The 13,821-nt window shown below is 72.4% G+C and carries 9 protein-coding genes; 3 read left to right on the top strand and 6 right to left on the bottom strand.

Annotated features, from left to right (window positions below):
- Positions 1-4 precede the first annotated feature (4 nt).
- The 3 genes from ACZ4EF_RS30185 (at position 5) to ACZ4EF_RS30195 (ending at position 4,889) form a co-directional block, all read left to right on the top strand.
- The gene (locus ACZ4EF_RS30185) at positions 5-1,261 is read left to right on the top strand and encodes an HRDC domain-containing protein (RefSeq protein ID WP_391163883.1); all 1,257 of its coding nucleotides are present in this window, start codon (positions 5-7) and stop codon (positions 1,259-1,261) included.
- 284 nt (positions 1,262-1,545) lie between these two features.
- Positions 1,546-2,766, top strand: a complete 1,221-nt coding sequence (locus ACZ4EF_RS30190) for a thiolase family protein (protein WP_355338657.1) — start codon at positions 1,546-1,548, stop codon at positions 2,764-2,766.
- Positions 2,763-4,889 (top strand): 3-hydroxyacyl-CoA dehydrogenase NAD-binding domain-containing protein, encoded by a 2,127-nt coding sequence (locus ACZ4EF_RS30195; RefSeq protein WP_355338654.1) that lies wholly within the window; start codon positions 2,763-2,765, stop codon positions 4,887-4,889. The genes ACZ4EF_RS30190 and ACZ4EF_RS30195 overlap by 4 nt, the downstream gene beginning before the upstream one ends.
- 93 nt (positions 4,890-4,982) lie before the next feature.
- Here ACZ4EF_RS30195 and ACZ4EF_RS30200 read toward each other — a convergent pair whose 3' ends face one another.
- The 6 genes from ACZ4EF_RS30200 to dxs all read right to left on the bottom strand — a co-directional run bounded on the left by ACZ4EF_RS30200 (position 4,983) and on the right by dxs (position 13,538).
- A complete protein-coding gene (locus ACZ4EF_RS30200; protein WP_355338651.1) occupies positions 4,983-5,975 on the bottom strand; it encodes an SPFH domain-containing protein in 993 nt (330 codons plus the stop codon).
- Positions 5,972-7,237 (bottom strand): peptidoglycan-binding protein, encoded by a 1,266-nt coding sequence (locus ACZ4EF_RS30205; RefSeq protein ID WP_467507232.1) that lies wholly within the window; start codon positions 7,235-7,237, stop codon positions 5,972-5,974. The genes ACZ4EF_RS30200 and ACZ4EF_RS30205 overlap by 4 nt, the downstream gene beginning before the upstream one ends.
- 180 nt (positions 7,238-7,417) lie before the next feature.
- Positions 7,418-8,284: a DsbA family protein gene (locus tag ACZ4EF_RS30210; protein ID WP_467507234.1), complete on the bottom strand. Its 867-nt coding sequence runs from the start codon at positions 8,282-8,284 to the stop codon at positions 7,418-7,420.
- 43 nt (positions 8,285-8,327) lie between these two features.
- Positions 8,328-9,887 carry a glycosyltransferase family 39 protein gene (locus ACZ4EF_RS30215; protein WP_391163882.1) on the bottom strand — a complete coding sequence of 520 codons (1,560 nt, stop codon included), beginning with the start codon at positions 9,885-9,887 and terminating at the stop codon, positions 8,328-8,330.
- Entirely contained in the window at positions 9,888-11,393 is a 1,506-nt protein-coding gene (locus tag ACZ4EF_RS30220; RefSeq protein WP_467507236.1) for an amino acid permease, read from the bottom strand.
- A 219-nt stretch (positions 11,394-11,612) separates the two neighbouring features.
- The gene (gene dxs, locus ACZ4EF_RS30225) at positions 11,613-13,538 is read right to left on the bottom strand and encodes a 1-deoxy-D-xylulose-5-phosphate synthase (protein ID WP_355338639.1); all 1,926 of its coding nucleotides are present in this window, start codon (positions 13,536-13,538) and stop codon (positions 11,613-11,615) included.
- Between the last annotated feature and the right edge of the window lie 283 nt (positions 13,539-13,821).

Here is a 13,821-nt window from a genome sequence, read left to right on the forward strand (position 1 = left end):
ACAAGTGACCGACGCCAGAGAGACCGCAACCCAAGCAGGCCCGGCGCCGGTCCCGCTGCTGGACCCGCGCGAGGGAATCCCGCCGGTGACCGCCAGCCCGGAGGCTCTCGCAGATGTCGTCGCGGCTTTCGCCGCGGGTTCCGGTCCGGTCGCCGTCGATGCCGAGCGCGCCTCCGGCTACCGCTACGGGCAGCGGGCCTATCTGGTCCAGTTGCGCCGCGCCGGAGCAGGGACCGCGCTGATCGACCCCACGGGATGCCCCGACCTGTCCACCCTGGGCGACGCCCTGACCGGCACCGAGTGGGTGCTGCACGCCGCCACCCAGGATCTGCCGTGCCTGTCCGAGATCGGCATGCACCCCACCTCGCTGTTCGACACAGAACTGGCCGGGCGGCTGGCCGGGTTCGCCCGGGTCGGCCTCGGCGCGATGGTGGAGAACGTGCTGGGCTTCGCGCTGGAGAAGGGCCACTCGGCGGTGGACTGGTCCACCCGCCCGCTGCCCGACCCGTGGCTGCGGTACGCCGCGCTCGACGTCGAGCTGCTGGTGGATCTGCGCGACGCGCTGGAGGAGGAGCTGCGCACCCAGGGGAAGCTGGAGTGGGCGCTCCAGGAATTCGCGGCCATCGCCGCCGCCCCGCCGGCCGCGCCGCGCGTCGACCCCTGGCGCAGGACCTCGGGCATGCACAAGGTGCGGCGGCGTCGGCAGATCGCCGTGGTGCGCGAGCTGTGGCTGGCGCGCGACCGTACCGCCCGTGAGCGGGACGTCTCCCCCGGCCGGGTGCTCAGCGACGCCGCGATCGTGACGGCGGCGCTGGAGAGCCCGCCGAACGCGCACGCGCTGGCCGCCCTGCCCGGTTTCGGGCACCGGATGGGCCGCCGCCAGCTCGACCAGTGGCAGTCCGCGATCGACCGGGCGCGCGCGCTGCCCGAGCGGGAGCTGCCGCAGCCCGCCGCCGCGTACACCGGCCCCCCGCCGCCGCGCGCCTGGGCGGACAAGGACCCGGTCGCCGCCGCCCGGCTCTCCGCGGCGCGCGCCGCGGTGAGCGCGCTGGCCGAGGAGCTGAATCTCCCCCAGGAGAATCTGATCACCCCGGACACGGTGCGTCGGCTGTGCTGGGCGCCTCCGGCGAACGCGAGCGAGGAGGTCGTGGCCGCCCAGCTCGCGGAGATGGGCGCCCGCCCGTGGCAGGTCGAGCTGACCACCCCGCTGCTGACGGTCGCGCTGACCGCCCGCCCGGCGGACCCGCCCCCGGGCGAATAGCCCGCCGGGGCCGGTGGCCCGTCCGCAGTCGGCGGTTCCCCGTCCGTGGTCCTGCGTCGGTGGTCCGCCGCCGGTGGTTCCGTGTCGAACGGCCGCCCCGCCCGCGGCGCTCCCTCAGGCTCTCCCCCACAGGGGTAACCTTCGGTAACATCCGTGCGATGTGAGCTGCGCCGCTTCCGCGAGGGAAGCTGTGCACATGAGTTACCGACGAGTAGCATGTGAGGCGAGCCGTAGGAAGCGTGCTTCAGCGCCGCGTTCCACATCGTCGAAGAGGGAGACCCACCGTGCCTCGTACCGGAAGGGACGTCGTATTCGTTGACGGCGTCCGCACCCCGTTCGGCAAAGCGGGCCCGAAGGGCATGTATCACGAGACCCGGGCCGACGACCTGGTGATCAAGTGCATCCGGGAGCTGCTGCGGCGCAACCCGGATCTGGACCCGGCGCGGATCGACGAGGTCGCGGTCGCCGCGACCACGCAGATCGGCGACCAGGGCCTCACCCTGGGCCGGACGGCGGGCATCCTCGCCGGGCTGCCGACCACCGTGCCCGGTTTCTCCGTCGACCGGATGTGCGCGGGCGCGATGACCGCCGTGACGACCACGGCCGGCGGCATCGCCTTCGGCGCGTACGACGTCGTGGTGGCCGGCGGCGTCGAGCACATGGGACGGCACCCGATGGGCGAGGGCGTCGACCCCAACCCGCGGTTCGTCTCGGAGAAGCTCGTCGACGAGTCGGCGATGTTCATGGGCATGACCGCCGAGAATCTGCACGACCGCTTCCCGCAGCTCACCAAGGCGCGCGCCGACGAATTCGCCGTCCGCAGCCAGGAGAAGGCCGCGAAGGCGTACGCCAACGGCCGGATCCAGCAGGACCTGGTGCCGATCGCGATCCGCCGCACCACCCCCGAGGCCGGGGAGACCGGCTGGGGCCTGGCGACGGCGGACGAGCCGATGCGGCCGGGCACCACGCTGGAGCAGCTCGCGGGCCTGAAGACCCCCTTCCGCCCGCACGGCCGGGTCACCGCGGGCAACGCGGCCGGTCTCAACGACGGCGCCACCGCCTCGCTGCTCGCCGCGGAGGACGTCGCCAGGGAGCTGGACCTGCCGGTACGGATGCGCCTGGTCTCGTACGCCTTCGCGGGCGTCGAGCCCGAGGTGATGGGCATCGGCCCGATCCCGGCGACCGAGAAGGCGCTGGCCAAGGCCGGTCTGTCGATCGGCGACATCGGCCTGTTCGAGATCAACGAGGCGTTCGCCGTCCAGGTGCTCTCGCTGCTCGACCACTACGGCATCGCCGACGACGACCCGCGGGTCAACCAGTACGGCGGCGCCATCGCCTACGGCCACCCGCTGGCCTCCTCCGGTGTGCGGCTGATGACGCAGCTCGCCCGGCAGTTCGAGGAGCAGCCGCACGTGCGCTACGGCATCACCACCATGTGCGTCGGCTTCGGCATGGGCGGCACGGTCATCTGGGAGAACCCCCACTTCGACGGAGGCACCAAGTGAGCAGCACCACCGAGCTGTTGAAGGGGGCGGCCGAGCGGTTCCCCGGCGAGGTCGTCACCCAGGCCCAGGTGCGGCACCTGGAGCTGCCGGGCGCGGGCCGTTTCGCGCTGATCACGCTGGACAACGGCCTGGACCACACCAAGCCGACCACCTTCGGCCCGCAGTCGCTGGCCCACCTCGACGCGGCGCTCGACCAGGTCGAGAAGGAGGCGGCGGAGGGCGCGATCACCGGCGTCGGCATCACCGGCAAGCCGTTCATCTTCGCGGTCGGCGCCGACCTCAAGGGCGTCGAGGTGCTCAGGACACGCGACGAGGCGCTGACCATCGGCAGGAGCGGCCACGAGGTCTTCAAGCGGCTCCAGTCCCTGGCCGTGCCGACCTTCGCGTACTACAACGGCGCGGCCATGGGCGGCGGTGTCGAGGTCGGTCTGCACTGCACCTACCGCACGGTGTCGGCCTCGCTGCCCGCCTTCTCGCTCCCCGAGGTCTTCCTCGGCCTGGTGCCCGGCTGGGGCGGCTGCGTACTGCTGCCGAACCTGATCGGCGCGGACCGCGCGGTCACCGTCATCATCGAGAACTCGCTCAACCAGAACCGTCAGCTCAAGGGCGCCCAGGTGTACGAACTGGGCATCGCCGACGCGCTGTTCGAGGCGGCGGACTTCCTGGAGCAGTCGCTGGCCTGGACCGCGGCCGTCCTCAAGGGCGAGCTGGAGGTGGACCGGGCCGAGGTGGACCGCGGCGAGGCGTGGGACCAGGCCGTGGCCCGCGGCCGGGCCGTCGCGGACAGCAAGGTGCACGGGGCGGCCCCTGCCGCGTACCGCGCGCTGGACATCATCGCCGCGGCGAAGAACGGCGATCTGCGGCAGGGCTTCGACGCCGAGGACGCGGCGCTCGCCGACCTCATCATGGGCGGCGAACTGCGCAGCGGCATCTACGCCTTCAACCTGGTGCAGAAGCGCGGCAAGCGCCCGGCGGGCGCGCCCGACAAGTCGCTGGCCCGCCCGGTGTCCAAGGTCGGCGTGGTCGGCGCGGGCCTGATGGCCTCGCAGCTCGCGCTGCTCTTCGCCCGCCGCCTGGAGGTGCCGGTCGTGCTGACCGACATCGACCAGGCGCGGATCGACAAGGGCGTGGGTTACGTCCACGGCGAGATCGACAAGCTGCTCGCCAAGGGCCGCGTCGGCCAGGACAAGGCCAACCGCCTCAAGGCACTGGTCTCCGGTCACCTGGACAAGGCGACCGCCTTCGGCGACGCGGACTTCGTCATCGAGGCCGTCTTCGAGGAGATGGGCGTCAAGCAGCAGGTCTTCGCGGAGCTGGAGGCGGTGGTGCGCCCGGACGCGATCCTGGCCACCAACACCTCCTCGCTGTCGGTCTCCGAGATGGCCTCGAAGCTGGAGCACCCGGAGCGGGTCGTCGGCTTCCACTTCTTCAACCCGGTCGCGGTGCTGCCGCTGCTGGAGATCGTCCGCGCCGAGCGGACCGACGACGCGTCGCTGGCCACCGCCTTCGGCGTGGCGAAGAAGCTGAAGAAGACCGCGGTGCTGGTCAAGGACGCCCCGGCGTTCGTCGTCAACCGCATCCTGACCCGCTTCATGGGCGAGATCCAGAACGTCATCGACGAGGGCACGCCGGTCGCCGTCGCGGAGAAGGCCGTCGAGCCGCTCGGCCTGCCGATGTCGCCGCTGGTGCTGCTCGAACTGGTCGGCCCGGCCATCGGTCTGCACGTCTCCGAGACGCTGCACGGCGCCTTCCCCGACCGCTTCACCGTCTCGGAGAATCTGGCGGCCGTGGTCAAGGCGGGCAAGCGCGGCTTCTACGTCTACGACTCCGGCGTGCCGGAGCTGGACCCCGAGGTCGCCGCGCTGCTCAAGCAGGGCGACTCGGTGCTCACCGAGGCGCAGGTGCGCGACCGGGTGCTGGACGCCGTCGCGCAGGAGATCGGCCTGATGCTGGACGAGGGCGTGGTGGCCGAGGCGCAGGACATCGACCTGTGCCTGATCACCGGCGCGGGCTGGCCCTTCCACCTGGGCGGCGTCACCCCGTACCTGGACCGCGAGGGCGTGTCCCAGCGGGTGAACGGCAAGCCGTTCCTGGCGCCTGGCGTGGCGAGCGTCCCCGCCTAGGACGGACGCGGCGAAGCGCCGGACGGCCCCGATGTCAGGGGGCCGTCCGGCGCTTCGCCGTTCCGGCTCAGCCCACGCGGGTCCCGGCGCGGCTCACTTCTTCGGCACGGTCGTGCACAGCGCCACCGTCAGGTCCCGTACCAGCGCCTTGCGTTCGTAGTCGTCGAGCTGGACGAGGCCGCGCTCGGTGATGCCGCGGACGGTCTCGGCGACGGTGGCCAGGACGTCGTCGAGTACGGCTCTGCGGTGTTTGGCGTCCAGCGCGGCGATCTGGGCGCGCCGCATGGCCGCGGCGACCTCGGGGGCGTAGTCGAGGCGGACCGGGGTGGCCGAGAAGACCTCGATGCCGACCGGGCGCTGGTCGGCGGCGATCAGCTTGGTGAGGTGGTCGCCGAGCCGTTCGCTGTCGCGCAGGGTGGGCGCGGCGCCCCGGAAGTCGTCGGCCGGGTGCCGGGAGACGGCCAGCGCGACGGCGGCCTCGACCTGCTCGCGCAGGAAGAGGTTGTGGTCGTCGACGGCGAAGGCCGCCTTGGCGGTGTCCCTGACCCGCCACACCAGCAGGACGCTGAGCTGGAGCGGGGTGCCGTTGGCGTCGACCGCGTCGATCGGGCGGCTGCGCCAGTGCCGCAGGGACACGTCGAGCCTGCGGCGGGTGAGCAGCGGGCTGATCCAGAGCAGGCCGGTGCGGCGGACCGTGCCGCGGTAGGAGCCGTGCCGGGTGAGCACCCAGACGCTGCCGTTGCGGCCTCTGGTGAGGCCGCCCGCGGCGAAGGCGGCGACCGCGGCGAGCAGCAGGACGCCGCTCCACAGGCCGCTGGCGGAGCCGCCGCCGGGCGGGGGCGGCAACAGGGGGCGGCCGGCCACGTCGGCGGGCAGGACGCCGGCGCGCCACAGCAGCCAGCAGACGCCGACGGTCGCGGCGAGCACGACGGCGGTCGCGGTCCAGCCGGGCAGGCAGGGCCCCGGCCGTTCGACGAGCTCCGGCGGGGCGGCGGGGGCGGGGTGGACTTCGGTGCCGCCGCTGTGGGCGGCCGGGCGGGTCTGCTCCGGCAGCCCCGTCCCGGCGGCGGTGGAAGATGTCGTCACGTGAACAGTCGTCTCCAGGTCTCGGGGCCGGGGTAGCCGTCCGCGTCGCGCCCGGTCCAGCCCAGGGACCGCTGGAACGCCTCGACATTGCGCCGGTCTGCCTCGCCCCATGTACGGCTGGGGCCCACCGTGTAGTTCTTGCCGAAGCCCTTGGCGACGAGCCGTTTGCCGAGGGCGAGTACCGAGTCGTTGGTCTGGCCGGGCCGGAAGGCGCCCGCGCCGGGGTAGGCCGGGACCTTGGCGGGGGTGCCGCCGGAGGCCCGCGGGGCGCCGGAGATGTCGCGGCCCTTGTCCTGGACGAGGTACGACCAGGTCGTGGGGCCGGGCAGCCCGTCCGCGTCGCTGCCCGACCAGCCCTGGGCGCGCTGGAAGGCACTGGTCGCGCCGCGGTCGGACTCGCTCCACTTCGGTCCGGGACCGACCTTGTAGTACGAGCTGGCGCCGCGGCCGACCAGCATGGTGCCGAGCCGGGTGACGTTGGCGTTGTCGGCGCCGGGGCCGAAGGCGGACGTGCCGGGGAAGGCCGTGGAACCCGACGACGACCCACCGGACCCCGATCCCGAATTGCTGCCACCCGCCAGATACTTGTACCGGTAGGGAATGTATTTCCCGGAATTGGACCAGTATGCGTACGGCGTGGTCTGGACCCGGGTGGCCGGGACCGTCTGCTCGTAGCCGGTGTACGCGGTGTGCGCGTCGTCCACCCAGCCGTCGAAGATGACCGTGTGCGACCCGTGTTCGGGGTCGGCGGCGTTGTGGAAGAGCAGGATGTCACCGGGCATCAGCTCGTCCTTGGTGATCCGGACGCCGTAGCCGGCCAGACTGCCGGTCCAGGCGCTGCTGCCCAGACCCCAGGCCATGGAGACGAAGCCGGAGCAGTCCTGCCGGTACCCGTCCTTCCAGTACGCGGTCATGCTGTACGGCACCTTGGCGTCCGCCCAGGTGCGGGCGCGCTGGATGATCTGGTCGCGGGTGAGCCGCAGGGGGGTGGCGGCCGGGACCGTGGCGGGGGCGGCGGCGAGCGCGGCGTGGCCCGTGGTGAAGGCGGTGGCCTCCGACGGCAGCGGCACGGCGGCGACCGCTCCGGCGGCGCTGCCCAGCGCGGTGCCCGCGGCGGCGGCCACGACCACCACACGGGTCGTCGCGCCGGTGGCCGGTCCACCGGTGTCGCGCGCCATCGAGTCGGTGAGGCGCCGTCGGGCGCACTCCTCGCAACCGCAGGCGGGCAGCGGTTCGACGTCATCGAACACCGGTATGGACATGCGCACCACTCCTCCGTGATCGGGTGTCACATGCCTTCAGTACCCGATTTCGCCTAAAAGTTGACGAAATCTGACATACCGATGATTCAAGGGCACGAAACACCCGACCGCGGGGAGCGGCGGAACAGCGGAGCTACCGCGGTGCGGAAGACGGAGCGGCCGGAGAAATCCGACAGTCCGTCAGCCCAGCAGCGCGGGCGTGTCCGACGGCGTGGCCTGCACCGCGATCACGCGCTTGGCCTCGGCGAGCACCAGCTTGCGCAGCTTCTGCGGGGTCAGCGTGGAGTGCACGTCCTTGACCGGCGTGCCGTTGATCTCCACCACCGGGATCGAGCCGAGGTCGGACTTCGCGAAGTCGTTCTGCGACTGCTGCACCCAGCCGTTGTGGTCGCCCTGCTCCAGGCACGGCTCGAAGGTGCTGAGCTTGATCTTCCCGGCCTTGACGGCCAGTTCCTTCAGGAAGTTCAGGTGGGTCAGCGTGTCGCTCTTCGGGTCCGGCTGGTGCTTCCAGACCTCCTTCATGAACTGCGTGAAGCGGCTCTGGTCCTGCGCGCACGCCGCCGCGTTAGCCGCGGTCTTGGAGCCCTCGCCGCCGTACTGCTGGTCGGAGGCGGTCACCAGGCGGTACTGGAGCTCCGCCTGGCCGGTCGTCAGCAACTGCGTCAGCGTGGCCTGGTACTCGTCGGCGAACGCCTTGGAGTCGGGGCTGCGCAGGTCCACGAAGATCGTGATCGTGACCGGCACGGACGGCCGCACCGGCAGGCCGAGCTTGGGGCCCGTGGGGGCGGCGCTGGGGCTGGGCGACGCGGTGTCCACCGGGCCCGTGGGCACGATGGGCGCGGCGATGACGCCCGAGGGCTCGCGCACCTTGTCGTCCTTGGTGCTGCGTACGTGCTGGCCGATCAGCGCGGACCCGCCGAAGACCACCACGATCGCGGTCGTGCCGACCGCGTAGGGCCGTACCCGGTCCAGGAGGGACTTGCGCTTGGGCTTGCTCCCCCCGTCCTTCGCACGGTCCTGGTTCCCGGGTCCCTTGGACTCCGTCATGACAACGCCACCTCGATATTGCCGCACCAGCTCTCGCGCCTTTTTACCATCGCCCCCATGCGCCACGTCCAGCCGGTCCCCCATGGGCGCCGCCGCGCCCGGCCGGTCCTGCGGCCTCGCGCGCCCAGACGACGGCGCCGTCGACCCTCGCCACCCGCCGGTAGCCGGAACCCAGCAGGTCACGCAGGGTCGGCGTGCGCGAGATCGCGTACGGGTCGCCGCGGGAGTCGTCGACCACCAGCGCGGGCGGGTGCGCGGAGAATTCCGCGCCGAAGGCACGCCAGGCGCCGGGGACCGCGTACCGCTCCCCCACCCGGACCCCGCCGCGCCCGCCGCTGAAGTTGGTGAGGAAGCCCGCGGTCAGATAGCGGCTGGCGGGCCGCCGGTCGGCGAACCAGTACGTCTCGGGGTGTATGCCCCACACCAGGACGCGGTCGTCGGGCGCGGTGTGCGCGCGGACCGCGGCGGCGACGGCGACCGCGTGGTCCAGCTCGCGGCTCGGCGCGGCCAGGTCCCAGACCAGGAATCCGGCGCAGGCCAGGACCGTCCAGCAGGTGACGGCGGCGCGCAGCCGGGGCAACGCGCGGACGGCGGCCACGCCGATCAGCACCAGCGGGGGCACCATCTGGAGGAAGTAGTGGCCGTAGAACTGGAAGCCGGAGACCACGGCGACCCCGGAGGCGGCCAGCCACACCCACAGGTCGGCGGGGACCGGGCGGCGGCGCAGCGCCCAGGCGGCGCCCGCGGCCAGCAGCATTCCGGCGGCGGCCACCGCCAGGACGCTGGCGCCGCCCGCCGCCCGGCTCAGCCCGGTCAGCCAGGCGCCGCGCGGCGAGACGTACTCGGCGGAGCCGGTGACCGTCCAGAACAGGAAGCGGCCGGGTCCGGTCAGCAGGGCCACCGCGCCGACCGGCAGCGCGAAGCCGAGGCAGAGCCGCAGCGCGCCCGCGAGCGCCGGGGCGCGTCCGGCCCGCGCCGCCCGCCACAGCGTCCAGGCCACCGGGAGCAGCATCACCGCGCCGGTCTGCTTGGTCAGGGCCGCGCCCGCCACGGCCACGCCCGCCAGTCCCCAGCGGGACCGGTCGGCGCACCAGACGGCGGCAGCGGTCCACGGGAGTATGAAGACCTCGAAGGTGGCCGCCAGGGTGTCCTCGGGCGCGAGGCCGACCGACAGCAGCAGATATCCCGCGCCCGCCGCCGCCCCCGACCGGTCGCCCCAGCGGCGGCGGGCGACCGCGGCCAGCAGCAGCGCGGTCGCCAGGTGCGCCAGCAGCGCGGCCGTGCGCGGCGGCCACAGCGAGCCGTCGCCGAAGACCGCGAAGAGCCCCTGGTACAGCCACGGCAGCAGCGGCGGCTTGCGGTCGACCACCGTGTCGTACAGCACCCCGCCGTGCGCCAGCAGCCGCGCCTGGACGGCCAGATAGCCCTCGTCGGGATTCCACACCGGGCGGGCGAAGGACGGCAGGCGCAGCAGGACGGTGAGCGCCGCGAGCAGCGCGGCCAGCCGCGACCAGTAGCGCCGGTCGCGGCGGCCGGGGGCACCCGCGGGTACGGCCACCGGTACGGCCGGCCGCGCCGGCAGTACCGCGCTCGTCGGCTGCACTTAGCGCCCGCGGCCCAGCCTGCTGTGGGAGCGGCCGTAGCCGAAGTAGATGACGAAGCCGATCACCATCCATACGGCGAACCGGAGCCAGGTCTCCACGCTGAGGTTGAGCATCAGCCACAGGGACGCGCACACCGAGGCCACCGGCAGGACGGGCACCCAGGGGGCGCGGAAGGCGCGCGGCAGGTCGGGGCGCGTGCGGCGGAGCACGACGACGCCGATGGCGACGACGACGAACGCGAAGAGCGTCCCGACGTTGACCATTTCCTCCAGTTCGCCGACGGTGAAGAATCCGGCGATCAGCGCGACGATCACGCCGAGCAGCACCGTGGTGCGGTAGGGGGTGCCGAACTTCGGGTGCACCTGGGAGAAGGCGCGCGGCAGCAGCCCGTCGCGGCTCATCGCGAAGAACACCCGGGTCTGGCCCATCAGCAGGATCATCACCACGGAGGTCAGGCCGACGGCCGCGCCGAAGCTGATCAGGCCGGACCAGAAGGGCGCGCCGACCGACTTGAAGGCGGACGCCAGCGGCGCGGTGGTGTCCAGGTCCGAGTACTTCTGCATGCCGGTGACGACGAGCGAGACCGCCACGTACAGCACGGTGCAGATCACCAGCGAGCCGAGGATGCCGCGCGGCATGTCCCGCTGCGGCTTCTTGGTCTCCTCGGCGGCGGTGGCGACGATGTCGAAGCCGATGAAGGCGAAGAAGACCACGGCGGCGGCGGAGAAGATGCCCATCACGCCGAACGAGGACGGGGTGAAGCCGAAGATCATCTGCACCAGCGGCGCGTGCAGGTCGGAGCCGCTGCCGGTGTTGGCCTTCGACGCCGGGAGGAACGGGTGGTAGTTGCTGCCGGTGACGAAGAACAGCCCGGCGAAGATCACCAGCAGCACCACGGTCACCTTGACGGCGACGATCAGCGTGGTGACCCGCGCGGACAGCTTCATTCCGGCCATCACGATGCCGGTGAGCACCAGCACCAGCACCGCGGCCAGCAGGTCGAAGCCGAAGCCGCCGCCGTCGTGGGTGAGGACCTTGGGGATGTCGATGCCGAAGTGCGACAGCAGATTGGCCATGTAGCCGGACCAGCCGCCCGCCACCACGCCCGCGCCCAGCGCCAGTTCGAGGATCAGGTCCCAGCCGATGATCCAGGCGGGCAGTTCGCCGATGGAGGCGTAGCTGAAGGTGTACGCCGATCCGGCCACCGGCACGGTCGAGGCGAACTCGGCGTAGCAGAGCCCGGCCAGGCCGCAGACGATCGCGGAGACGATGAAGGCGAGCGCGACGGCGGGCCCCGCGTAGTCCTTGGCGACCGAGCCGGTGACCACGAAGATGCCGGTGCCGACGATGACGCCGACCCCGTAGACGATCAGGTCGAGCGCGGACAGCTCCTTGCGCAGGCCGTGTTCCGGCTCCTCGGTGTCCGCGATCGACTGTTCGATGCTCTTGGTGCGGAACACCCCCCGGGGTCGGGGGGCCGTGTCGTCACGCGTGTCGGTGTCCACCGTCACACCTCCAGATCGTCCGGCGGCCGGTCGGTTCGGCCGGTCGATTCCGTCGGTCGGCAGCCGCTACTGCGTTACTGCACTCCGGAGGTCCGTCTCACCCGAATAGGCGCGCCTACGCGTACGCCGATGGAAGAGGGGGTCCACCCGTATGGGTGGACCCCCGCGTCGTACGGGTGCGCCGCCGTGTCCCCGGCGAGGGGCGGGCGGGCGGTGGGATCAGTCGCGGGCGATCTCACGGGCGTGGTCCGCGTCGTCCGCGAAGCGGCCGTCGATGGTGGCGACCAGGCCGGTCACCTGGCGGGCGATGTCCGGTGCGGTGAGCCCGATGTCGGCCATCACGTCCTTGCGCGAGCCGTGGTCGAGGAAGCGCTGCGGGATGCCGAAGTCGCGCAGCGGCACGTCCACCTCCGCGTCGCGCAGCGCCTGCGCGACGGCGGAACCGACGCCGCCCACCCGCCCGTTGTCCTCGACGGTGACCACGACGCGGTGCTTGGCGGCCAGGCCGGGCAGCGCCTCGTCCACCGGCTTGACCCAGCGCGGGTCGACCACGGTGGTGGTGATGCCCTGCGCGTCCAGCAGCCCGGCGATCTCCAGGCACATCGGCGCGAGGGCGCCGACCGAGACCAGCAGGACGTCGGGGCGCTCGCCCTCGGACGGCTCGCGCAGCACGTCCATGCCGCCGATCCGGCCGACGGCGGCGACGGCCGGGCCGACCGCGCCCTTGGAGTAGCGCACCACGGTCGGCGCGTCGTCCACCGCGACGGCCTCGCGGAGCTGGGCGCGTACCTGGTCGGCGTCGCGCGGGGCGGCGATCCGCAGTCCCGGCACGACCTGGAGGATGGACATGTCCCACATGCCGTTGTGCGAGGCGCCGTCGCTGCCGGTGACGCCCGCCCGGTCCAGGACGAAGGTGACACCGCACTTGTGCAGGGCCACGTCCATCAGGACCTGGTCGAAGGCGCGGTTGAGGAAGGTCGCGTAGACCGCGAAGACCGGGTGCAGTCCGCCGGTGGCCAGACCCGCGGCCGAGGTCGCGCCGTGCTGTTCCGCGATGCCGACGTCGTAGACGCGGTCGGGGAACGCCTTGGCGAACTTCTCCAGGCCGACCGGCTGGAGCATCGCGGCGGTGATGGCGACGATGTCGTCGCGCTCCTTGCCGAGCGCGACCATCTCGTCACCGAAGACGGACGTCCAGTCGGCGCCCGCGGCGGCGACCGGCAGACCGGTGTCGGGGTGGATCGGGCCGATGCCGTGGAAGCGGTCGGCCTCGTCCTGCTCGGCGGGCTTGTAGCCGCGGCCCTTCTCGGTGATGCAGTGCACGATGACCGGGCCGCCGAACCGCTTGGCGCGCAGCAGCGCGGACTCCAGCGCCTCCACGTCGTGGCCGTCGATCGGGCCGACGTACTTCAGGCCGAGGTCCTCGAACATGCCCTGCGGGGCGATGAAGTCCTTCAGGCCCTTCTTCGCGCCGTGCAGCGTCTCGTAGAGCGGCTGGCCGATCAGCGGGGTGCGCTCCAGGAGGTCCTTGGTACGGGACAGGAAGCGCTCGTAGCCGTCGGTGGTGCGCAGGGTCGCCAGGTGGTCCGCGAGGCCGCCGATGGTGGGCGCGTAGGACCGCTCGTTGTCGTTGACGACGATGATCAGCGGGCGGTCCTGGGCGGCGGCGATGTTGTTCAGCGCCTCCCAGGCCATGCCGCCGGTGAGCGCGCCGTCGCCGATCACGGCGACCACGTGGTCGGTGCGGCCCAGCACCTCGTTGGCCTTGGCGAGACCGTCGGCCCAGCCGAGGACGGTGGAGGCGTGGCTGTTCTCGATGACGTCGTGCTCGGACTCGGCGCGCGACGGGTAGCCGGACAGGCCGCCCTTGCTCTTGAGCTTCGCGAAGTCCTTGCGTCCGGTGAGCAGTTTGTGCACGTACGCCTGGTGGCCGGTGTCGAAGAGGATCCGGTCGACGGGCGAGTGGAAGGTGCGGTGCAGGGCGATGGTCAGCTCGACCACACCGAGGTTGGGGCCGAGGTGCCCGCCGGTCTTGGACACCGCGTCGACGAGGAAGGCACGGATCTCGCCCGCCAGCTCCACGAGCTGCTGCTGGCTGAGCCGGTCGAGGTCGCGCGGTCCGTTGATACGGGTCAGCACTGCCACCCGTTCCTCCCTCTGCTGCCTGTCGGTACCTGTCGGCACCTGTCGAAGGTCTGTCCCACGGTTTTGCCGACGTGGACGCCGACACGGCCGGATCGCTTCGATACGGCCGATCCGACGAGTCTAATCTTCCGGTTCCAAGGCTGTCGGCCGCCCTGTGCGATGTATGTCACGGCACGGCAACGGCGAACCGGGGGGGGGGGGGGGGGGGGTTGGGGGGGGGGGGGGGGGGGGGGGGGGGGGGGGGGGGGGGGGGCGACCGAGGGGTTTTGGGCTATTATGCGCG

The sequence above is a fragment of the Streptomyces sp. NPDC025721 genome (assembly GCF_055558595.1).